This is a genomic window from Bradyrhizobium sp. 199 (genome assembly GCF_023073355.1).
GTDB lineage: Bacteria > Pseudomonadota > Alphaproteobacteria > Rhizobiales > Xanthobacteraceae > Bradyrhizobium.
In genome coordinates, this window is record NZ_JADPJI010000008.1 from 684,047 (window position 1) to 706,773 (window position 22,727).

The window sequence follows — 22,727 nt, forward strand, 5'->3', positions numbered from 1 at the left end:
GTTGCGGTGGACGTTTCCGTTTCGTGACTTAGCACAATCATTCCCGCACGCGCAGCGCCTCGACCAGCGACTTGAACGCACGGGCATATTCCGCGCCTGCCCTTGCGATATCCGTGCGTCCGGCGCAGGCGACCGCGGCCTCCGTCACCGCGCCGAGCAGCAGCCGCGCCAGCGGCTCGACCGGCTGGCGCGCGATCAGGCCGGCATCCATGGCCGCTGCGACCGCGCGCGGCAGCTTGCCACCAAAATGCTTGGCGTCGATTTCGCGCCAGCGCTCCCAGCCGAGCACGGCCGGGCCGTCGCGCAGGATGATCTGGCCTGTCGGTCCCTTCGCGGTTGCGGCAAAGTAGTGCTGGGTGCCGGCGACCATCGCGGCGAGCACGTCCTTCTCGGCGCGCGCGGCACCGTCGATCTCCACGACGAGGTCGCGCGAGACTTGGTCGAACACGGCTTCGAACACCGCCTCCTTGTTCCTGAAGTGATGATAGACCGCGCCCTTGGCGATGCGGGCTCCGTCCGCGATCTCGTCCATGGTGGTGGCGGCAAAGCCTTGCGCCCCGAACAGGCGGCGTGCCGCCGTCAGGATCGCTTCCAATGTCGCCGCCCGCCGCTCCGCCTGTTTCGCCATGAATATCGTCTAAAGCAATGGTGCGCGGGCCGCCAGTTGACTTTTCGACTGTCGGTCGGTATTTACCGACTATCAGTCGGTTTTATCGTGAGGTGCACCATGCCGAGCCGTGACATTGTCGAAGCTTTTGCCAAGCAGCTGGAGGCGGGAGATTTCATCGGCGCAATCGAGCAATTTTACGCGCCCGATGCCGCGACTTATGAGAACAATGCCGAGCCGACGGTGGGGCGGGACAAGCTCGTCGCCAAAGAACGCGGCGTGCTTGCAGCATCCAGGGAGGTCAAGGCCGTCCGCATCGGGCCGAGCCTGATCGAGGGCGACCATGTGGCGACCCGCTGGAAGTTCAGCTTCACCAACGCCGAAGGGATCATCCGAACGTTGGACGAGATCGCATGGCAGACGTGGCGAGGCGATCATTTGATCGAAGAGCGGTTCTATTACGATCCGAAACAGCTAGGGCGGTGATCCTTCAGCCATTTGAAACTCACAGGAGGTGGTCATGCCGGGGCTTGTCCCTGGCATCCACGTTCTTGATGTGAGGGCAAGCCGTCTATGGCCGGGACAACAAGCCCGGGCATGACGATCTCACCTCAAATCGCATCCGCCCGCAGCAGCGTATCCACGGTAATCGTGCCCCGTGCGCGGGAGACGCAGGCGCAGATCTTCTGGTTGCTTTGCTTCTGATGGTCGCTGAAGAAGACGTCGCGATGGTCGATCTCGCCGTCGACTTCGACCACGTCGATGGCGCAGAGGCCGCATTCGCCGCGCTTGCAATCGTACATCACGTCGTGGCCGTTGGCATTGAGCACGTCCAGCATCGAGCGCTCCCGGGGGATTTCGAGTTCGACATTCGAGCCCTTCAGGCGCACACGAAAGGTCTCGGTCGGCAGCGTGCCGCTGGAGCCGAAGGTCTCGTAGCGCAGATCGGGGAGTGGATGGCCGGCGCCGATCCAGGCGTGGCGTGCGGCGTCGAGCATCCGCATCGGGCCGCAGAACAGCGCCAACGCGCCCTTGGGGAGCGAGGCGAACAGCGCGTCGAGATCGAGGCGCTTGCCTTCATCGCTGGCATGAACGACCAGGCGATCGCCGAGCATCGCGGCGAGATCGTCGAGATAGGCGGCCTCGCCGCGCGAACGCACCGCATAATGGAGCGTGACGTCGGCTCCGCGTCGTGCCAGCGCCTGTGCGGCGCCGAGGATCGGCGTGATGCCGATGCCGCCCGCAATCAGGCAGTAGCGTTCGCGCGCCCAGTCGACGGCAAGCAGCGAAGCGGGCTGCGTGATATCGAGCCGCGCGCCCGGCGCGAGCTGCCACATGTAGCGCGAGCCGCCGCGGGAATCATCAGCACGGCGCACCGCAATCTTGAATCCATGCGACGTGGCCTCGCCGACCAGCGAATAGGACCGCGTCTCCGGCAGGCCGTCGATGGTGACGCTGACATTGATGTGACTGCCGACCGGATAGGCCGTGACGTCGAACTGATCGGGCCGGATCAGGAATTCGCGGATGCCGGGGGCGAGATCGCGGCTCGAGACCAGCGTTGCGGGTATCCAGGTTTCGATGAAGCGCATGGCTGCTGCCCTCAATCGGTTGCGGTTTTGATCAGCGCGAGCGCCGGCAAGAGACCGAGATGGGTGCGGTTGCGCAGCGCAAGCCGCAGGTTTCGCACGGCGAGCCGCGCGTGCTCGCGCATGATCGCTTCGGCGCGCGCGCCTTCGCGGTTCTCGATGGCGTCGATCACGACACGATGGTGCTCCTGGCCGATGATCAGGATCTGCTGCGCTTCCGGCAGCGCCGACTGCGCCATCACGAAGCCGCTGGGCGAAGCGAACGGCAGCGCCGAGGCGCGGTCGATCTGGCGGATCAAGGGCGGGCTGCGCGATAATTCGGTGAGTAGCGCGTGGAACCGCGCATTCAGCGCGACATAGGACGAGAAGGCATCGACCGAGATCGGCACCTGGCGCAGCAATCCGTCGATCGCGGCGAGGCACTCCTTCAGCGGCTCCAGCTCGCGCGCGGAGACGCCGCGCTCGGCGGCAAAGCGTGCCGCGAGGCCTTCCAGCGTGCCGCGCAGCTCGATGGAATCGGAGATGTCGCGCTCCGAAAACGCCTTCACCATGAAACCGCCGGAAGGGATCGCTTCCAGCAGGCCCTCCTCCTCGAGCCGCACCAGCGCCATGCGCACCGGCGTGCGTGAGGCGCCGGTGGTTTCCACAGCCTGGAGCTCGGAGATGCGCTCGCCCGGCCGTAAGACGCCCGAGAGGATCTGGTCGCGCAGCGCGAGCTGCGCCTTCACGGTCTGCGAGACCGAGCGGTCGACCTCACGCTCGGCCATGACCTACTCCGCCGCCTGAAGGTGCTGTGGCCCGTTTTCCTTCGCCACCATCTTGTCGATCAGCTTGCGCGTCCACATCGCGCCGGCGTCGATGTTGAGGTTGTAGAAGATGCGATCGGGGTTCTCGTCCATGGCGCGCTGCTGCGCCTCGAGGATCAGCTCGTCCTCGTGGAAGATGCCGGAGACGCCCTCGCGGATCTCGCTGGTGATGCGTTGCTCGCCGAGCTGATAGTTGCGCACGAAGGCCCAGAAATAGTGACAGGTCTTCTCGGTCTCGGGCGTAATGGTGTTGAGCACGTAGCCGTTGACGCCCTGCGAGCGATCGCCTTCCGGCGCGCCGGTGCCTGTCGGCGCCACGCCGACGTCGATGGCGATGGTGCACGGCGCTTCGAAACGGATGATCTGCCAGCGGTCGACGAGACCGGTCTTACCAGGTTGCTTGCCGAGCTGCTTGGCCCAGAACGGCGGCGGCTCGATGCCGCGCATCCAGCGCGTCACCGTGACCGTCTTCTCGCCATGGGTGACGTCGAACGGGGCTTCCGCGACGGCCTCGTTCCCGATCGAGGAGCCGTGCACGAAGGTCTCGTGGGTGAGGTCCATGAGATTGTCGAGTACGAGGCGGTAGTCGCATTTGACGTGGATGGTCTTGCCGTCGCCGGCCCAGGCCGGATCGTGATTCCAGTGCATGTCCGGGACCAGCGCGGGATCCGCCAGCGCGGGATCGCCCATCCACAGCCAGATGTAGCGGTGACGTTCGACCACGGGATAGGCGCGGACGCAGGCCGACGGGTTGATGGTCTCCTGCGAGGGCATGAAGGTGCAGCGGCCCTGCGCGTTGTATTTCAAGCCGTGATAGCCGCAGACGACGGTGTCGCCTTCGAGCCGGCCCTTGGACAGCGGCACCAGGCGATGCCAGCAGGCATCCTCCAGCGCGGCGACCGAGCCATCGGCTTTGCGGTACATCACGACATGCTTGCCGCAGATCGTCCGCGGCAGCAGCGCCGGCTTCACGTCCGCGTCCCATGCCGCGGCGTACCAGGCGTTCATCGGGAAGGGTTTTGTCACTGGTCTCACTCCCTCAAGCTTATGAATACGTTATGTATACAATAGCTGATGAGCGGGATCGTTCAAGGCGAAATTAGACCTACTATAATACCTTTATCTTTCACTCTGTATACACATCTCGGCGCATGCCGAGCGGTGGAGGGCCGATGGACCCAGCAGCGTCATGACCGCGCCTGTCCGGCCATCCGACTGTTTGCCGCGGCTCGAAGACGTGGATGCCAGAACAAGCGCGGGCATGACGACTGTCGCGAACGCTCTAATCCGGGTTCCGCGCGTAGAACCGCTACGCCCCGAACACCTTCGCCAGTCCCGCCTGGGCTTCCTCCTGGATCCGCTTCAGGTGCTCGGTGCTGCGAAAACTCTCGGCGTAGATCTTGTAGACGTCCTCCGTGCCGGAGGGCCTGGCGGCGAACCAGCCGAAATCGGTCTCGACCTTGATGCCGCCGAAGGACTGGCCGTTGCCCGGCGCCTTGCTCAGCGTTGAGCGGACGGGATCGCCGGCAAGATCCTTCAGGCCGAGTTGCTCGGGTGTGACGGACTTCAGAATGTTCTTCTGCGGTCCTGTCGCCGCGACATCGATGCGCGCGTAATGCGGCACGCCGAACTCGGCAGTGAGATCGTTGAACAACTGGCTGGGGTCGCGGCCGGTCTTGGCCATGATCTCGGCGGCAAGCAGGCCGAGGATGACGCCGTCCTTGTCGGTGGTCCACACCCCGCCGTCGCGGCGCAGGAACGAGGCCCCTGCACTCTCCTCGCCGCCGAAGCCGAAGCCGCCCGTGAGGAGGCCGTCGACGAACCATTTGAACCCGACCGGCGTTTCGACCAGCTTGCGGCCGAGCTTCTTGGCGACGCGGTCGATGATGGAGCTCGACACCACGGTCTTGCCGATCGCGGCATCCTTGCTCCAGTTGGGACGATGCGCGAACAGATAGGAGATCGCGGTCGCAAGATAGTGGTTCGGATTCATCAGGCCGCCGGTGCGCGTCACGATGCCGTGGCGGTCGGCGTCGGTATCGTTGGCAAAGGCGACGTCGAAGCGGTCCCGCATCCCGATCAGGCTCGCCATCGCGTAAGGAGAGGAGCAGTCCATCCGGATCTTGCCGTCCCAGTCGACGGTCATGAAGCGGAAGGTCGGGTCGATCGCCTCGTTCACCACGGTGGCCTTGAGGCCGTAGCGCTCGATGATCGGATGCCAATAGTGCACGGCGGCGCCACCGAGCGGATCGATGCCGATATTGATGCCGGCGGATTTGACCAGGTCGAGGTCGACGACGTCGCCGAGATCGGCGACGTAAGGCGTCATGAAGTCATAGGCGTGGACGTTCGCGGCTTTCTTCGCCTTGCCGTAGTCGATGCGCTTCACGCCTTTGAGGCCGTCGGCGAGGTAGGCGTTGGCGCGCTTCTCGACCACGCCCGTGACGTCGGTGTCGGCGGGACCGCCATGCGGGGGATTGTATTTGTAGCCGCCGTCTTCGGGGGGATTGTGCGAGGGCGTGATGACGACGCCGTCGGCGAGGCCGGAGGTGCGGCCCTTGTTGTAGGTGAGGATCGCGTGCGAGATCACCGGCGTCGGCGTGTAGCCGCCGTCCTTGTCGATCATGATGTCGACGCCATTGGCGGCGAACACCTCGACCGCACTGACCAGCGCCGGCTCGGCGAGCGCATGGGTGTCAATGCCGATGAAGAGCGGACCGCTCAGCCCCTTTTCCCGCCTGTAATCGCAGATTGCCTGCGTGGTCGCGAGGATGTGGCCTTCGTTGAAGGTGTTCTTGAACGAGGTGCCGCGATGGCCGGAGGTGCCGAACGCCACGCGCTGCGCGGGATCCGCGACATCGGGCTTGCCGGCGAAATAGGCCGTCACCAGCCGCGGAACATTGGTGAGCGCGTCCGGCAAAGCCTGCTTGCCTGCCGCGGGATGAACATCAGCCACTGAAGTACCTCGTCCTGTCGCAAGAGATCGCGGGGATACCATAGCATCGGCCGGCCCCCCGCCAAGGTGCACAACTCGCGCGGCGGGGTGGCCGTTCCTGAGATCATGCTATGGTCGTTGGATCGGGGCTTTTCGAGTCGGGGGAATGACGCTGTTTCACAGGCTCTTGGTTGTTCTGATGGCTTGGCTTGCGACAGCTGGCGCCGCGCGCCATGCGACCGCCGCGGAGTTCTACACCGAGGATCTCCGCATCCCCATGGCCGAGGCCGGGCCGCAGGGGCTGGAGGCGTTCCTGGTCCGTCCGACGGGAGCGAAGCGCTATCCGCTCGCGCTGCTCAGCCACGGCTCGCCGCGCAGCTTCGACGACCGCGCGGCGATGTCCGCGCACAGATATTACGGCTTCGCGCTCGAATACGCCCGGCGTGGCTTTGCCGCGCTGATCGTGATGCGGCGCGGCTACGGCACCTCGCCCGGCGGACGCGTCGACAGCGTCGGCGGTTGCGCGAAGGCCGCGTATCTGCCCGCAGCCGCAGTTGCCGTTGCTGACTTACGGGCCGCGATCGATGCGATGGCGCACCGCGCCGACGTCACGACAACGGGCATGATCGCGGCCGGCCATTCCGCCGGCGGGCTCGCAACGGTTGCGCTCACCGCGCAGGCCCCGCCCGGCCTCGTCGCGGCGATCAGCTTCGCTGGCGGCCGCGGCTCGCGGGACGACGGCGACGTCTGCAATCCGGATGGGCTGGTGCAAGCCTTCACCACCTTCGGCAAGAGCTCGCGCGTACCGATGCTCTGGGTCTATGCGACCAACGATTCCTATTTCGGCCCCGATCTCGCGCGCCGCCTGCACGACGGGTTTCGCGCCACTGGCGGCAACGCGACATTCATCGCGGCGCCGCCCTTCGGCGACGACGGCCACTACCTCTATTCGGTGGCAAGCCGTCCGCAATGGACGCCCTATCTCGACGCCTTCCTGCGCGATCGCGCCCTTGCCGGCCGCGACATCCTGAGCCCGCCCGATTCGTTGCCGCCGCCGCGCCAGCTGAGCGAGGCCGCGCAGACCGAGTTCGCGCGCTATCTCGCCAGCATGCTGCCGCACAAGGCTTTCGCAGTGTCGCCGAATGGCAGCTACGGCTGGCGCACCGGACGCGCCACGGCCGACGAGGCCCAGCGCGACTCGCTGGCAGCCTGCATGAAATGGTCGCCCACCTGCACGCTCTATGCGGCCGATGACCATCTGGCCGGCCCCTCGCAACCGACGTCCACCGATCAGAGCGCCCGCGCGCGCTAGTCGCCGCGCGTCGGAAACCGGTTTGTTAACGCCGGAGCCGTATGAGGGGTTCATGCCGTGGGACCGGACACGCTTCAATCTCGACGCGACGTGGAGACACGTGGCCGTCGTCCTGCTGTTGTCGGCCCCGCTCTGTGCCCACGCCGGAGCCGGCGGCATGGACCAGCCCCGCGCGACATCGGCAATCCCGAGCGGCCGCGCCGGAGCTCGGCGCCGGCGAGACGCCGTCATCCCGGGCCGTGATCCGAAAGATCATCGAGCGGGAAACCGCGAAGACCGATTTACCCGCCGATATCGCCGAAGCGGTCGTCTTCGTCGAAAGCGGCTACAATTCGGCGGTCGTCGGCAGCGTCGGCGAGATAGGCCTGATGCAGGTGCGGCCGGAGACAGCGGCGATGCTGGGCTTCCGGGGCACCGAGGCGGAACTCGCCGAAGCCGACATCAACATCCATTATGGGGTGCTTTATCTCAGCCGGGCGTGGCGCCTGGCCGGCGGGGATATCTGCCGCGCTCTCATGAAATACCGGGCAGGCCACGGCGAAGACGAGATGACGCCGCGGTCGCACGTCTATTGCAATCGGGCCCGTAACCGTCTTGTTGCCATGAATTCGAAGGCTCTGGAAGCCGAGGTCGCGGCCGTGCCGGATCCGGCACCCCGGCCACCCCCCGCAGCTGCTGCGGCGGCTTCGGCCAAACTGACGAGCCGTCCGAAGCTGTCGGTCCAGCCCAAAACGGTCTATGCGCGCTATCGTCAGGGCACCGCGTCCGCAAGCCGCGCCTATTGGGCCGCCCACGAGGCCCGGATCAGCGTCATCAAAGCTCGCATCGAATCACGGTGGAAACGCGTCGCATCGCGTTGACGACGATGCGGCGGGCGTCGGCCGCTGTTGTTTGCGCATGATCACTTCCTGGCGGCATTCCGCGCAAGCGCCGACCACGTCGAAATTGTTGTCGCTGAAATAGCCGACCAGCATGGTCCGCGTCTGCTGATGGTCTTCAACTATTAAGCATGAATTGGCCCACAATTCTCAAATCTACGCATCATAGCGCAGGATGGCCCCTGGGGGGGCCGCGGAGGCCAATCCTGGACATTCGGCTTCGGACTCAACCGGCGGTTAACGTAAAAAAGGCCTTCGGCTTCGGAAAGCCCGGCTGCGCCCCTATTGTCCCGCCTGCACAATGCGAAACCACGGAGCAGGCGTGATGGAGGGGCAGGCCCGGTTGGCTGCCGGTCGAACCGAGCAAGGCACGGCGCCGTTCAGCCGTTCGCACACGCTCGATGTCCTGCGCGGCCTCGGCATTGTCGGCGTGATGGCAATCCACGTCTCGCAAGCGTTTCCGTCGAACATCCACGCGGTCGATTTTGCCTTCATGTGCGGCTGGACCGGCGTCAACGTGTTCTATTTCGTCAGCGCCATGACGATGTGCCTGATGTGGATGCAGCGCACCGGCGAGACGAATCGGACCGTCAAATTCTACATCCGACGCTTCCTGCGCATCGCGCCGCTGTTCTGGCTCGCGATCCCGGTCTACCTTCTCATCAACGGCACCGGACCGAGTGATAACGCGCCCAATGGCATCGGGCCCGTTCAGGTGATCCTGACCGCGACCTTCCTGCACGGCTTCTGGCCGGACAGCGTCAACAGCGTGGTGCCGGGCGACTGGTCGATTGCGGCGGAGATGACCTTCTATCTCGTCTTCCCGCTTCTGATCACTGCGTTCGGATCGCGCCGCCATCTCTATGTCGCGCTGGCGATCGTGCTGCATCTGGTCAATGTCTGCCTGTTCAAGCCATGGGCCTTCGCGCTGTTCTCGGCCTATTACGGCCCCGGCCACGAGGCCTTCGTCTGGACCACGCTCCACATCAGCTTCCTGAACCAGCTTCCGGTGTTCCTGATCGGATGCGCGCTGTTCTTTTCGCTGCGCGACGGCTTCACCAGGTCCGACGCCGCGATCTACGCCGTCTTCGTCGCGCTGTCCTTTGCCGCCGACCGCGCAACCGGCTCGCACGAATTCAATTATCTGATGATCAACCTCGTGCTCGGCGCGCTGGTGGTCGGCTGCATCAAGCTTGCCATCCGCTTGCAGCCGCTCGAGGCGCTCGGCCGCAATTCCTATTCGATGTACCTGTCGCACTTCGCGGTGATCTACGGCCTGCGTCAGCTCTGGCCGTTCGCGGATGGACTTGTCTCGCTGCTGATTGCCTATGTCGTCACGGCCGGGCTGAGCTATCTCGTCGCAGGCGCGACATGGCATCTGGTCGAACGACGCGCACAGGATCTGGCGCATCGCCTGACAACAGCGGGAGCGGACCGGTCAAGCGTCCGGCCGACCATCGCCGCTACCGCGGCCGGCATGCGCTGACGCCCTGCTCCGCCCCTGCCGGCCCGATGCAGCTTGCTTCGTTGCCGCCTTCGCATCTACTGTGAAAAATCTTCACGCTGGAGTGGGCCCCATGGAGGTCATATTGCTCGGCACCGGCGGCCCGCGCCCGGATCCGCGCCGCATGGCGACGACCACACTGATCAGGCTCGAAGACGAGAACATCCTGTTCGACGCCGGCCGCGGCGTCGTGGTGCAGATCAGCAAGGCCGGCGTTCCGCTCGGCGCCATCAACACGGTTTTTCTCACCCACCATCATTTCGACCATATCGGCGACCTCTACGACGTGATGCTGAATTCTTGGATGCACGGACGCAAGGACGCGTTGCGCATCTATGGACCGCCGGATACCGAGCGGCTCGTCCACACGCTGGTCACGCAGGTCTACGACAAGGACATCACTTGGCGGGATAAGGGCGAGCCGACCTTCGGCGGCTGGAAGCCCGTCATCGCAACGGACATCGTACCGGGTCCCATTCTCGACACCGGGCGATGGAAGATCAGCGCGGAGCTGGTCTCGCATGGCGATCGCCTCGACATGCCGCCGGCCTTCCTCGCGCGATGGATGTGCCTCGGCTACCGCTTCGAGGCGGAGGGCAAGGTCATTGCAATTTCAGGCGACACGGTCCCCTGCCCCGGGCTCGAGCGGCTGGCACAGGGAGCCGACCTGCTGGTTCAGTGCTGCTTCCTCGCGACGCCGGAGATCAACAACGAGCACCTTCGCCGCCTTGCGAAATTCACGATCGCCTGCGGCGATACCGTCGGCAAGATCGCGGCCAAGGCCGGCGTGAAGAAGCTCGCGCTGACCCACCACCGGCCGCGCACCGACGATGCCATGCTGGATGCGCTGCTTGCGGATGTCGGGCAGGGCTATGCGGGTCCTGTCGTGCTCGGCGAGGACCTCACGCGGATCGAGGTTTGAGGGCCATAGACCAACTCGCCTTCGACTTCAGGACGAGCCGACCTCGATCCGGAACGACAAGCTCTCTTCCGCGCCTGCAGCGATATGCATCAGGCCCGGCTTGTCGCTGAACTCGCCGTCGAAGCCGGCGGGACTGGCATAACCGCGCCAGGGCTCGATACAGAGGAACGGCGCGCCGGACGGTTTCGACCAGACGCCGAGTTCGCGAAAACCGCGCCATGACATGTTGAGCCAGGGGCCGGAGGACGCGGCATAGCGGACCGCGCTGCTCACGATCTGGTCGAAAATGATGGCGTCGTCGGTGAACAGGGGTTCGGACAAGGGGAGCACCGAACCTTTGACCGGGCTCGGCTCCGTCGCCGGGCGCAGCAATCCGCCGTCGAGACGGCGGACGGGAGACGATTCCGCGCTGGCGAAGGTCAGCGCGTAGCTCTCCTTGGCAAGTCCCGGCTGGAGCGGCCAGTTGAACGCGGGATGCCCGCCGATCGAAGCCGGCAATGTCTCCTTGCCGGTATTGGCGATCACGAGCGTCAGATCGAGGCCGGAATCGTCGAGCGTATAGACTGCGGTCAGCTTGAACGCGAACGGGTAGAGCGCACGCGTCGTCTCGCTGTCTTCGAGCACCAGCGCGCAGCGGCGCTCGCCGCGTTCTGCCCACGCAAAGCGGCTGTCGCGCGCAAAGCCGTGCTGGGTCATCCGATATGTCCTACCCCGGTGCCGCAATTCGTCCTTGGCGAGGCGCCCGACGATCGGAAACAGCAACGGCGCATGGCGCGGCCATTCCGGCCCCGCCTGCCAGACGAACTCGATGCCTTCGTCCTTCAACGAACACAGCTCGGCGCCCTGCGCCTTGATGGTCGCGGTGAGCCCGCCGCTGCGGAGGGAGTGGCTGTCATCGCTCATGCGGGACATCTACACCGCGACCTCACACCCAGCAAGGCGGCGCCAGCCATGCAGCCGGCGCCTTAGCGCCCTGCAGAGCAGCGTCATATTTCTGTACCTAACGGTTGCTCCTTTGCGGTTTGTCCGCCGCCAGCTTTTTCGGAAAGGCGGCCGGATCCCCAAGAACAATTCTGGTAGCCAATTGAAATTCTTCATCAACGGCCGCTTTCTGTCGCAAAAGCTCACCGGCGTTCAGCGTTATGCCGCGGAAATCGTCAAGGCGATCGACGCGCAGCTGGCCTCGGAGCAAACGCCGGCCTCGCTGCGGACCGCCGACTGGCAGTTGCTGACGCCCGTAGATGCAAGCGAAGAGCTCCACCTTAAGCGAATCAAAATTTGCACCGTCGGCCGCTTGCGCGGGCACGCCTGGGATCAAATCGATCTGGCGCGCGCCGCTGCGGGAGGCCGCCTGATCAGCCTGGCCAATTCCGGCCCGGTGTTCCATCGCGACCACATTGTCGTGATCCACGACGCACAGGTCTTTCGCAGGCCCGACTTCTTCAACTGGCGCTATCTGGCAGTTCACCGCACCATGGGCCGGCTGCTCGCCCGACAAGCAACCATCGCAACCGTATCGGCGTTTTCGCGCAAAGAGCTTGCCGAAGTGCTGAATCTGTCGGCAACGGCGGTCCCGGTCTTCCCCAACAGCGCAGAACACTTCGCCAAGACGAAGCCGGATCCCGGTATTATTGCCAGGCTTGGGGTTCAGCCGCAGAAATTCTTCCTCTACGTGGGCTCGAGGACCAAGAACAAGAATCTTTCCGTCGCGATCCGCGCTGTCGAGCTGCTCGATCGGGCCGATGTTCCGCTGGTCATCGTCGGCGGCGACAACAGCAAGGTCTTCCAGGACAATTCTGGCGACGGGGCTTCCGGCCTGCTGCTTGCCGGACGTCTGACGGACGGTGAGATCGCAGCACTATATGCGCACGCATCGGCATTCGTGTTCCCCTCGCTCTACGAGGGATTTGGCGTGCCGCCGCTCGAAGCCATGATCTTCGGCTGTCCAGTGATCGCCTCGACCGCCGATGCGGTCGTTGAGACCTGTGGTGATGCAGCTGCGTATTTTCGCGCCAGCGATGCCGAAGCATTGAAGCAGCTCATGCTCGAAAGATTGGCAACCGGCGCCATTTCTGATCAGGAACGCATGAGGCAGCAGGACCGCGTTGCATTCTATTCGTGGAAGAAATCCGCGAAGGCTCTGCTCGATCATCTCGCGGGGCCGGCCAACGTCGCCAGCGCTGCTTGAAACCGGACGCAACTCGCCTTTCGCGCGCATAAGCTCGCGAACAAACGTTCGCAACTCACTGCCCGTCGCCTAGTTCCGAAGGCTTTTTGTTTTTGTGACGAACGCATGCGCGCAGAGCTTGGCGCAACATCACCACATCGTTGCCCCATTATCGCTACGTATTCGAGGAACTGTATCTCGCATTAGCGAACTCAGAACAGGGATACACGATGTCCGGCTCTCCGACGCAGCCCTATGCAAGGCAAACGATGAAAGTGCTGCACATCGCCGAGACGATTCGGGGCGGGATTGCGAGCTACCTGAACGAGTTGCATCCACAGCAACAGGCAAGTTTCGGCACGGAGAACGTGCACTATGTCGTGCCCTCGGATCATCGCCGCGATCTTCCCGCGGTCGATGACAAGCAGATTACGACGTTCGAACGATCCGGCCGCAGCGTCGCCGGACTATTCCAGATGTTTCGCGCGAGCATGCAGGCGCTGGACGCCTTCAAGCCCGACGTGGTGCATCTGCATTCTTCGTTTGCAGGCCTCGTGCTCCGCCCCGCCCTTGCGGCCCGCTCGGACGGTCCGCGCGTGGTTTATTGCCCGCACGGCTGGGCATTTACGCGCGAGACCGGCCGCCTCAGTCATGTGGTGACAAAGGCGGCGGAGAACCTTCTGGCCCGGACCTCGGACCGAATCATCTGCATCTCCGGCGACGAGTTCAACGAAGCGGTCCGCGCGGGAATTCCGGCCGACCGCCTCACTCTCGTTCACAACGGCATCTCGAAGACGCGCTCGCCGCAGCCCGTCGCGGCGGACTGGACCTCCAAGAAGGTCAAGGTCCTCTTCATCGGACGCCTGGACCGCCAGAAGGGATTTGATCTCCTGATCGAAGCGGCGCGCACACTCGAAGATGTGCTCGATATCCGCATGATCGGCGCCTCCGTCGTCAACAGATACGAAGGTCCGAGCGTCCCGTCCAACGTGTCGCTGCTGGGCTGGCTCGACCGGCCGACGATCGAGACCCAGCTCGAGGCCGCCGATCTCGTCGTGATCCCGTCACGATGGGAGGCCTTTGGCCTCGTTGCCCTGGAAGCGATGCGCGCCGCAAAGCCCATCCTCGCATTCCGGAGTGGCGCATTGCCCGAGATCGTCGTTGACGGCGTCACCGGCGTGCTATGCGAGCCCGTCGCCGTTCAGCCGCTTGTTGACGGTTTCCGGCGGGCGCTCGATTGCGATCTCAGGGTGCTGGGACAACGCGGCTACGACCGGTTCAAGCAGCTTTATGACGTTCAGAAGACGCATGGGCAATTGCAGCAGGTCTATGCCGAGCTCCTGCATGACGATCGGACGCCGGTCGAGGCGAAGGCGGCGCTGCAATCGGACCTCTCCAAGAATTTCTGATGGCTCCACCGCTCCCACGCACCTTGGTTCGCGACGGTCTCCGCCTCGCGAGCCTCATCGCAGCCATTCTCCTGCCGGTCCCTGCCTGCGCCCAGCACGCTGAACCGCTCGATACCCGACTCCTGCTGGGGGTCGGCACGCATCAGGGGCTGGGTGGTCCGGTGAGCGCGCGCGGTTACGTGCCTTCGGAAAACGTCGCCCAGATCAAGCAACTCGGCCTCAATGCTTTCCGCGACGATTTTCCCTGGTCCGATTTCGAGGTGGGGGGACGCCGGATGGGATTCACGCCCAGGCTCGGCAGGCTCGAGGCGCAAGTCAGATCCGGCGTCGCGCGCCCTCTCCTGATCCTTGCATTCGGCCACCATCTGGTTCCGAATTCGTCGCCACCGACAACCGATGACGCGCGGCAGCGGTTTGCCAACTATGCTGCTGCGGCCGCGCAATCGGTCGTGGCACAGCATCCGCTCTTCGAGCTCTGGAACGAGTGGAATCTGGCGGCGAAGAAGGATGCCGCGTTCTCGCCGGAAAACTATCTGGCGCTCGCCCAGATCGCGCGGCCAGCGGTCAAGCGGGTCGCGCCGAATGCGCCTTTCCTGGTCGGAGCTCTCGGCGATGATCCGGGCTGGACATGGACGGAGAAGATGCTGCGGACCGGCATCCTTCAATATGCGGACGGCGCTTCGATCCATCTCTACAATTTCTGCATGGGCCCGAGCAAACGCACCTCGGCCGAAATCATCGACCGGCTCACGGCGTTTCACCGTCTCGTCGGCCAGGCCAGCGGAAACCCCGACTTTCCGATCTATGTTACCGAGACGGGCTGGACCACGGCGACCAACAAATGCGGCGTTAGCGAGCAGGCCCAGGCCGACAATACGGCGCAGCTCATCTTGTGGGCATCGACCGCGACGCGCTGGCTCAAGGGCATGTGGCTTTACGAGCTCAAGGACAGTGGAAAGAATCCATCGGAACTGGAGGACAATTTCGGGCTCTATCGTTTCGACAATTCGCCAAAGCCGGTTGCCTGTGCCGCCCAGGGCGCCTGGGCGTTCGTTCGCTCCAGCCTGAGCGCCGAGCGACGCGAGATCGCCAGCGGGGTCGTATCGATCAATGCATCGACGGCTTCCGGCGGCAGAGTTGCGGTCTGGTCCGAGGCTCCGGACCGACGCTACGAAATTCGGCTCAAGGCCGATCAACCAGGCGCAAGCTTTGCGATGCCGTGCGACCAGACGGCAAAGCCTGCGTCCGGGATCTGGATCCCCGTCTCGAGCACACCGGTCCTGATTGCAGCCAATGACAGTGCCGTTCCCGCCCTGGAGATAAGGCCGGCGCGGTAGACGCGATTTTTTTGCAGACATGAGGTTGACGCGATGAAAGTTCTTTTGACGTCCACGCTTTATCCGACGCCTCAGGCCCCAAAGATCGTCGGCGGCGCAGAGATCTTCGCGCGGCGTTTCGCCGAAGGCTTGGTGCAACGCGGCGACGAGGTGGAGGTGATCCGGGCTGCATCCTCGCCCGAGCAGGCGCGCGAAAGCTGCAACGGCATCAACGTCTATTCCGCGCCGGTGCAGAACATCTATATGCCTTTCACCGAGCAGAAGAACGTTGCGCTACGCAGCATCTGGCATGCCGTGGATGACTGGCAGATGCAGGCCCCCCTGATCGCGGAGCGCATCCGGGCTTTCAAGCCGGACGTATTGCACTCCAACAATCTGTCGGGCCTCACGACAGCGATCTGGCGCGTTGCCGCCCAGCTCGGGGTTCCGGTGCTCCATACGCTTCACGACTATTATCTGACCTGCCCGCGCTGCTCGCGCTTCGAGAACGGACGGTCTTGCGAGCACACCTGCACGAGCTGCGGAATTCTGACCTTTCATCGCAGGCGTGCCACGCATTGGCTCAGCGCCGTCGTCGGCGTGAGCGAGCGCGTCCTGTCCATTCACACCGACATGGGCATGTTCTCGGAGACGCCGATCCGCACCGTGATCCGCAACGCCTCGACCGAGCCGCCACATGCGCCCTATCCTCGTCCGGTCTGCACCACGGAAGTGACGTTCGGATTCATCGGCCGCCTCACGGAGGAAAAGGGCATCGACAATCTGATGCGGGCACTGGCTTTGCTGCCCCCGGATCGCATCCGCATGATGATCGCCGGCCGTGTCAGCGACGAGGAGCAACGGCGCCTCAGGTCGCTCGCGCCGGCTGCGCGGATCGAGTTCATGGGCTTCGTGGTGCCGGACGACTTCTACAAGCAAGTGGACGTGGTGATCGCCCCGTCGATCTGGCACGACCCCGGCCCGCTAGTCGTCGCGGACGCCAAGGCGGCCGGCAGGCCGCTGCTCGGAACGCCCTTTGGCGGCATGCCCGAAGTCATCGAGCACGGTATCACGGGCTGGCTGACTGAAGCCGATCCGCAATCCCTGGCCAAGAGCATGCTTGCGGTCGCGGCCGATCCGCACAAGATCGACGAGATCAGCCGGCGCCTGATTGCCGATACCAACAAGTGGATATTTGCCGACGTGTTGTCTTCGTACAAAGGCCTGTATGAACAATTGCGAGAGCAGCGGATGTCGCACGTGCGCGCAGCCACGACCGAAGCGCACCAGGGATCGGCCGTCGTCGGCAAGGAACGCCTCATTCCGCGATGACACGCCTCCTCGCCATGGCGGGCTACGTCTATCAGAGCGCCGCGGCGATCATCCTGATCTTCGCGATCAGCCATCTGTTGCCCGCGGCCGACTACACCAGCTTTTCGCTCGCGCTGGCCTCGAGCCAATTGCTCTGCGTCCTCATGTTCGAATGGCTGCAACTCGCCGGGCTGCGGTTTCTGGCCGCAGCCGGGGAGAACGAAGCGGCCCGGTTGAGGTGGTCGCTGTTTGCAGCAGGCCTGTCGAGCGCGGGCGCGCTCGTCGTGGTCGGGAGCTGCGCATCCATCGCCAGCGCGCTCCCGGCGGGGATCATCGCGTTGGGTCTGGGCATATCCATCCTGCAGGGCTTGACGGATCTCTACTTCCTGTCGGTCCGTCTGTCCGACCGGCTGGGCGTCGCGTCCTCTCTTCTGGTGGTGCGTGCCACTGCGCTTCTGGCCGGCGCCGCTGCGGGAGGAGCGATTTCACGGACGGCTGAAGCTGCGCTGCTCGGGATTGCGTCGGGTCACATGCTGGGGCTCCTCGCGGGCCTCGTCTCGTATCGTACGCCGCTAGAGCGCCCCCCGTTGCAGACGATGCTGTCCGACTGGAAGACTTTCGCCCGCTACGGCATGCTCGCGGCGGGCGCATCCGTCATCCATTTGTCGGTGCCGGTGCTGCTCCGTGTCATCATCATCGGCCGGCTGGGCGCGACGGGGGCGGGTGCCGGATTTTCGATCGCGCTCGACCTGCTGCAACGTCCGTTCTGGGTTCTCAACGCTGCGATCCACACCGTGAGCTATCCGGAATTGGTCAAGGACTTCGAGCACGGGACCGTCCTGAAGTCGGTTCAGTCGGCGCGACGGATGTTCGAATTCATGATCTGCACGACCCTCGTGCTGCTCGGCGGCCTGATCGGCTTCATTCCAGATGCAGCCCGTATCCTGGTGCCGCGGGAGAGCCTCGACGGCTTCCTGGCGACGGCGCCCTCGGTGGCCGCCTTCTATTTCCTGCACACGCATCTCCAGGCGACCATCGCGGTGGTTCCACACCTGGAAAAGCTCGCGACCAGGCTGGTGGTCGTCGCGGCCGGCCAGCTCGCGATCGTCGCAGCCGTCGCGCTGGCCGCGGTATGGGCCGGCCTCTCGCCTCGACAGGCGGTCGGCTGCGCTTCGCTCGCCACCTTCGCAACGATCCTGGTCGCGCTCGGTCCGACCCTGCGGTTCGAGGCATTCCCGCGCTGGTCGCTGGTCGTGCAGGCATTGCTGGCCGCAATCCTGATCGGATCGCTCGGTTCGATGCCGACGGAGCCCGCGACATGGCTCGCCGGTAAGATCGTAATCGCCGCTGTCGCAACGGCGGTCATCGGATGGCGCGGAGACTTTCTGATGCTGGCCCGCCGCAGCTGATCGGTCGCACCGGCACGACCGAATCAAACCGTGTGAGCGGCTGAGCCATTGAACGAGGCGGGCTATTGAGGTCTGGAATCGTCGCACTTTGCGAAACGATCGAACGACGGCATCCGGTAAATTACGGATACAGCCTTCACGTTTAAACCAAATGATTTACATTAAATCGGAATCTGCCGAGGCTTTATGCAATCGGATGATTGGCCGCAACTCCGAGCACCGCGATTCCATCTACATGCTCTCAAGCCCAAGCGTTGGATCGAATCCGTACCGCGTGCGCACATGTTCGGCAGCGCAAATCGTGGAAATCACGAAAGCGCCTTCCTCACGTCATCCTGCCCCGGCATCGCATTCCTATTCTGCTGCAAAGAGCGATTCTGTTCCTGCACAAGGAACCTCACTTCGCTCGCGATTTGTAGCTTCGATTTTTATCTGAAATTCACACTCGACAGAGAAGCTTGAACGCAAATCCCTGCGAGCAATTTTGTTCGCGCTGAAACTCGAGTGTGAAATGTCAGACCAGACCATTCTCTCCGCCAGCGGCTTCATCAACTCCATTGGCGTCAACACGCACGCCGGCTTCGGGTGGACCGGCTACAACAATCTCGCTGTGATGGTCGATGACCTCGAGTATCTCGGCGTCACCCATCTGCGCGACGCGATGGGGACCAGCCCGGCTGCGCAACCGGTCGTCGAGGGTCTCGCCGCCGCCGGCTACAAATTCGATTTCCTGGTGTCGTCCGCGCTGCCCCAGACAGGCACGGTCGGGCTGCAGAACTACATCGCCTCTCTCCAGAAGTTCGTTGCGAGCCACCCGGGCAGCATCAGCGCCATCGAAGGGCTCAACGAGGCCAATCACCAGCCGTTCAGCTACAACGGCAGTTCGAGCCTCACTGCCGCGGCTCAGTTCCAGAGCGCACTCTATCAGGCCGTCAACGCCAACGCCGCGCTCGGCAGCATCCCCGTGTACAATCTGTCACTGGCCTACAACGATCCCCAGGGCTACAGCCAGCTCGGCAACATGTCCGGCTCGGTCGACTACGCCAACGCCCATGCCTATGTCAGCACCAGCCTGACAACCGGCAGCTCAATTTCGGCAACGCTGAGTGCGGTCATGACCGCCGCACCGGGAAAACCTGTCGTCATCACCGAGACCGGCTACACCACGCAGGCCAACACCCAATATCTCGGCGTCAACGAGACGGTGCAGGCCAAATCAATCCTGAACACCCTGGTTGATGCCTACAAGGCCGGCGTCAGCGCGACTTATCTCTACGAGCTGTTCGACCGCGACTCGTCCGCCGGCAATACCAATCCCGAAGCCAATTTCGGGCTGTTCAATTCCGACGGGACGCCGAAGCTCGCCGCGACGGGCATTCACAACCTGACGACCATTCTGGCCGACGACGGCAAGGGCGGCCTGCAGCCGACTGATCCGTTGAACTACACCCTGAGCAACATGCCGGCCACCGGCAACAGCATGGTGCTCGGCAAGAGCAACGGCGCCTACGAGCTCGTCGTTTGGGCCGAGCCGAAGCTCTGGAACGACCCCACCGATACCGAGGTGTCCAATAGTGCCCAGACGGTCACAGTGAATCTCGGCGCCGTCCATCATTCAGTGAAGGTGTATGACACGCTGACGGGAACCACGGCGATCGCCAGCTACACCGATGTCAGCACGATCACCATCGCGGTTAGCGATCACCCGCTGATCATCGAGATCGACGCGCCCCCGACCACTGCGACTCCGCCGGACACAAGGACTACCATCACCGGCACGGCTGCCGAGATCGTGCCGCAGCTGTCCGACCTGAGCGAGTCGACGGCGCTGCAGACCATCACGCTGACCGACTCTCACGTCCTGCAGGTCGCCTCGAAGGCGACCATGGACTACATGATCGCCCACTACGGCAGCGCTCTCTCCAAGATTCAGGGCGGTTATTCGTTCTCCGTGACGAACTCGGCGGCGACCTGGATCAACACGAAGACTTACGATGCGAGCGGAAAGCTGCTGTCGCAATCCGACACCGGCCTCAATTCAAGCGGGCAGCCGACCTCGACCACCGTCGTCTACACCGACGGCTCCAAGGACCTGATCAGCTACACCGGCGGCGTGCAGACGAAATTCGTTCATATCGGCACTGACGCAATCCGGACTACCGACACCTACAATACCGCCGGAAAACTTCTGAGCGAAATCGTGCAGAAACCGGACGGCTACTACTCCACAACGCTCTACACCAACGGCCTGAAGACTGCCGCCTATGTCAAGAACGCTGATGGTTCGCAGGACAACTATTCCTACAACGTCGCCGGAAAGAGCTTCACCACCCAGGTGCAGCACCTTGACGCGTCGGGGAAGGTCACCTCGGTCATTCGCAGCCATGCCGACGGCTCGTTGGATTCAACCCAGGTCTACAAGAGCGACGGCGGCAGCGTGATCACCACGTACAGCGCCACGGGCGTGAAACTGGTCGAGACCGCCTACCATGCCGATCGCAGCAAGGACGTCTGGACCTACAACATCAAGGGCCAGAACTACACGACCGAGCACGACGTTTACAACGCGGCCGGCTTCCTCACCACGCTGACCCGCCTGCACAGCGACGGCAGCCTGGCCTTCAAGCTGATGCAGACCGCGGACGGCACCAAGACGACCGACTGGTATAATGCCGCCGGCAGCCTCACCAGCGAGGTGGTCGAAAAGGCCGACGGCTTCACCTCGACAACCCTCTACAGTAACGGTGTCAAGACAAAAGCTTATATCAAGAACGCCGACGGTAGTCTGGACAACTATGCCTATGGCGTCACCGGCCAGAGCTACAGCACGCTGATCCAGCACATCGATCCGTCCGGCAAGGTCACGGCCGTAACCCGCAAGCACGCTGATGGCACGCTCGACTATACCCAAGTCGTCAACAACGACGGAAGCAGCGTGGTCACCACCTATGACTCGAAGGGAGTACAGACGAAGCAGTCCCAGTATCACGCTGATGGCAGCAAGGACGTCTTGCTCTTCAACATCACGGGCCAGAACTACACGACCGAACGCGACGTCTACGATGCAGCCGGTTTCCTCACGACGCTGATCCGGACGCACGCGGACGGCAGCATGGCGTTCAAGCTGATGCAGAGCAAGGATGGGACCAAGGCGACGGACTGGTACGATGCCAAGGGCGTTGTCACCAGCCAGGTGATCGAGAAACCGAGTGGGTACAGCTCGACCACGGTGTACACCAATGGGGTGAAGACCGCGGCCTACATCACCAATGCCGACATGAGCCGCGACAACTACGGCTACAACATCACCGGCCAGAGCTATACCACGCAGCATCAGCACCTCGACCCGACCGGCAAGACGACCGAGGTGACGCGCTGGCACGCCGACGGCTCGCTCGACTACACGCAGGTCGTCGACAGCGACGGCAGCAGCGTGGTCACCAACTACGATGCGGCAGGCGTCAAGAAGACGGAGACAGACTACCACGCCGACGGCTCGAAGGACGTCTTCCAGTTCCACATCGTCGGCCAGACCTACACCAATGAGCACGACAGCTACGATTCGACCGGCTTCCTCACCGACATCGTTCGCACCCACGCCGACAACAGCCTGGCCTTCACGCTGGTGCAGAGCGCCGACGGCACGAAGACCTCCGACTGGTACGACGCCAAGGGTGTCATCACCAGCGAGGTGACGACCAAGAGCGATGGTTACAGCTCCACGACCGTCTACAGCAGCGGTGTGAAGTCCGCTGCCTATATCAAGAATGCCGATGGCACGTCGGACAACTGGAACTACAACATCACGGGGCAGTCCTACACCACGCAGCATCAGCACCTCGATGCCTCGGGCAAGATGGTCGAGCTCACCCGGACCCACGCGGACGGCACCCTGGACTATACCCAGGTCATCCACGACGACGGCAGCAAGCTGACCGACATCTACAACAGCGCCGGCACCAAGACGCAGGAGATCGCCAACAATGCCGACAGCTCGAAGGACGTCTTCCTGTTCAACTTCAACGGACAGACCGGCACCACGCAGCACGAGAATTACAACTCCGCCAGCGCACTCCAATTCGTCGATCAGACCAAGGCGGACGGCACCCACAACGTCACGGCCGTTGCAAGCGGCGTAACGATCCACGGCGGGGCCGGCAACGACGTGTTCTCCGCCGCACCGGGCTCAACAACGGTGGCTTACGACCATGGCCAGGATCAGATCCTCAATTTCCAGGCCGGCGATGGCACAACTCACGACGTGGTCCAAATCTCGAAGCTGCTCGCCGCGGACTACAGTCACCTCCAGATCACGCAGTCCGGCACCAACGCACTCATCACGTTCTCGGCCGATGATTCGATCCTGCTCAAGAACGTCTATGTCTCCAGCCTGACGAGCCACGACTTCGTGTTCGTCTGAGCACTCGAAATACTGCCCAGACGCGCGCCACGTCGCTGGGGGCCGGGACCATGCAGGGGGTTCCGGCCCCCCATTCTTTTGCCGGGCGCCTGCCTCGTCGATGAGCAGCGAACTGGTTGCCATCCGCAATTGGATGGGCCCC

17 protein-coding genes and 1 pseudogene are annotated in these 22,727 nt (G+C 63.6%); 11 read left to right on the plus strand and 7 right to left on the minus strand.

Going from position 1 to position 22,727, the window contains the following annotated elements:
- Window positions 1-37: 37 nt before the first annotated feature.
- Window positions 38-628, minus strand: a complete 591-nt coding sequence (locus tag IVB28_RS25695; protein WP_247529886.1) for a TetR/AcrR family transcriptional regulator — start codon at window positions 626-628, stop codon at window positions 38-40.
- A 99-nt stretch (window positions 629-727) separates the two neighbouring features.
- Between IVB28_RS25695 and IVB28_RS25700 the strand changes: the two genes are divergently transcribed.
- Window positions 728-1,093: a nuclear transport factor 2 family protein gene (locus tag IVB28_RS25700; RefSeq protein ID WP_247529887.1), complete on the plus strand. Its 366-nt coding sequence runs from the start codon at window positions 728-730 to the stop codon at window positions 1,091-1,093.
- 125 nt (window positions 1,094-1,218) lie between these two features.
- Here the strand turns inward: IVB28_RS25700 and IVB28_RS25705 are convergent, their stop codons facing one another.
- From IVB28_RS25705 to pgm, 4 genes are all read right to left on the minus strand, one after another.
- Window positions 1,219-2,199, minus strand: a complete 981-nt coding sequence (locus IVB28_RS25705) for a PDR/VanB family oxidoreductase (protein ID WP_247529888.1) — start codon at window positions 2,197-2,199, stop codon at window positions 1,219-1,221.
- 11 nt (window positions 2,200-2,210) lie between these two features.
- On the minus strand, window positions 2,211-2,963 hold the full coding sequence (locus tag IVB28_RS25710; protein ID WP_247529889.1) for a GntR family transcriptional regulator: 753 nt from the start codon (window positions 2,961-2,963) through the stop codon (window positions 2,211-2,213).
- Window positions 2,964-2,966: 3 nt separating this feature from the next.
- On the minus strand, window positions 2,967-4,028 hold the full coding sequence (locus tag IVB28_RS25715) for an aromatic ring-hydroxylating dioxygenase subunit alpha (protein ID WP_247529890.1): 1,062 nt from the start codon (window positions 4,026-4,028) through the stop codon (window positions 2,967-2,969).
- Between the two features lie 283 nt (window positions 4,029-4,311).
- On the minus strand, window positions 4,312-5,958 hold the full coding sequence (pgm, locus tag IVB28_RS25720; RefSeq protein WP_247529891.1) for a phosphoglucomutase (alpha-D-glucose-1,6-bisphosphate-dependent): 1,647 nt from the start codon (window positions 5,956-5,958) through the stop codon (window positions 4,312-4,314).
- Between the two features lie 145 nt (window positions 5,959-6,103).
- Here pgm and IVB28_RS25725 point away from each other — a divergent pair, with 145 nt between their 5' ends.
- Window positions 6,104-7,249: an alpha/beta hydrolase gene (locus tag IVB28_RS25725; protein ID WP_247529892.1), complete on the plus strand. Its 1,146-nt coding sequence runs from the start codon at window positions 6,104-6,106 to the stop codon at window positions 7,247-7,249.
- 134 nt (window positions 7,250-7,383) lie between these two features.
- Window positions 7,384-8,109, plus strand: a complete 726-nt coding sequence (locus IVB28_RS25730; RefSeq protein WP_247529893.1) for a transglycosylase SLT domain-containing protein — start codon at window positions 7,384-7,386, stop codon at window positions 8,107-8,109.
- 42 nt (window positions 8,110-8,151) lie between these two features.
- Here IVB28_RS25730 and IVB28_RS25735 read toward each other — a convergent pair.
- A pseudogene (locus tag IVB28_RS25735) lies at window positions 8,152-8,281 on the minus strand (DNA-binding response regulator); the annotation flags it as partial.
- Between the two features lie 189 nt (window positions 8,282-8,470).
- Here IVB28_RS25735 and IVB28_RS25740 point away from each other — a divergent pair.
- Together IVB28_RS25740 and IVB28_RS25745 are read left to right on the plus strand one after the other, a co-directional pair.
- A complete protein-coding gene (locus tag IVB28_RS25740; RefSeq protein WP_247529894.1) occupies window positions 8,471-9,613 on the plus strand; it encodes an acyltransferase in 1,143 nt (380 codons plus the stop codon).
- Window positions 9,614-9,704: 91 nt separating this feature from the next.
- Window positions 9,705-10,553 (plus strand): MBL fold metallo-hydrolase, encoded by an 849-nt coding sequence (locus IVB28_RS25745; RefSeq protein ID WP_247529895.1) that lies wholly within the window; start codon window positions 9,705-9,707, stop codon window positions 10,551-10,553.
- Window positions 10,554-10,580: 27 nt separating this feature from the next.
- Here the strand turns inward: IVB28_RS25745 and IVB28_RS25750 are convergent, their stop codons facing one another.
- Window positions 10,581-11,456, minus strand: a complete 876-nt coding sequence (locus IVB28_RS25750) for an aldose 1-epimerase family protein (RefSeq protein ID WP_247529896.1) — start codon at window positions 11,454-11,456, stop codon at window positions 10,581-10,583.
- A gap of 181 nt (window positions 11,457-11,637) precedes the next feature.
- Between IVB28_RS25750 and IVB28_RS25755 the strand changes: the two genes are divergently transcribed.
- The 6 genes from IVB28_RS25755 (at window position 11,638) to IVB28_RS25780 (ending at window position 22,585) form a co-directional block, all read left to right on the plus strand.
- The gene (locus IVB28_RS25755) at window positions 11,638-12,741 is read left to right on the plus strand and encodes a glycosyltransferase family 1 protein (RefSeq protein ID WP_247529897.1); all 1,104 of its coding nucleotides are present in this window, start codon (window positions 11,638-11,640) and stop codon (window positions 12,739-12,741) included.
- Window positions 12,742-12,950: 209 nt separating this feature from the next.
- Entirely contained in the window at window positions 12,951-14,129 is a 1,179-nt protein-coding gene (locus IVB28_RS25760; RefSeq protein ID WP_247529898.1) for a glycosyltransferase, read from the plus strand.
- Window positions 14,129-15,466, plus strand: coding sequence for a hypothetical protein (locus IVB28_RS25765; protein WP_247529899.1), 1,338 nt, complete (start codon window positions 14,129-14,131; stop codon window positions 15,464-15,466). Before IVB28_RS25760 ends, IVB28_RS25765 begins: the two co-directional genes overlap by 1 nt.
- A gap of 33 nt (window positions 15,467-15,499) precedes the next feature.
- Entirely contained in the window at window positions 15,500-16,777 is a 1,278-nt protein-coding gene (locus IVB28_RS25770) for a glycosyltransferase family 4 protein (RefSeq protein ID WP_247529900.1), read from the plus strand.
- On the plus strand, window positions 16,774-18,165 hold the full coding sequence (locus IVB28_RS25775; RefSeq protein WP_247529901.1) for a hypothetical protein: 1,392 nt from the start codon (window positions 16,774-16,776) through the stop codon (window positions 18,163-18,165). Before IVB28_RS25770 ends, IVB28_RS25775 begins: the two co-directional genes overlap by 4 nt.
- 511 nt (window positions 18,166-18,676) lie before the next feature.
- Window positions 18,677-22,585, plus strand: a complete 3,909-nt coding sequence (locus tag IVB28_RS25780; RefSeq protein ID WP_247529903.1) for an RHS repeat protein — start codon at window positions 18,677-18,679, stop codon at window positions 22,583-22,585.
- Window positions 22,586-22,727 lie beyond the last annotated feature (142 nt).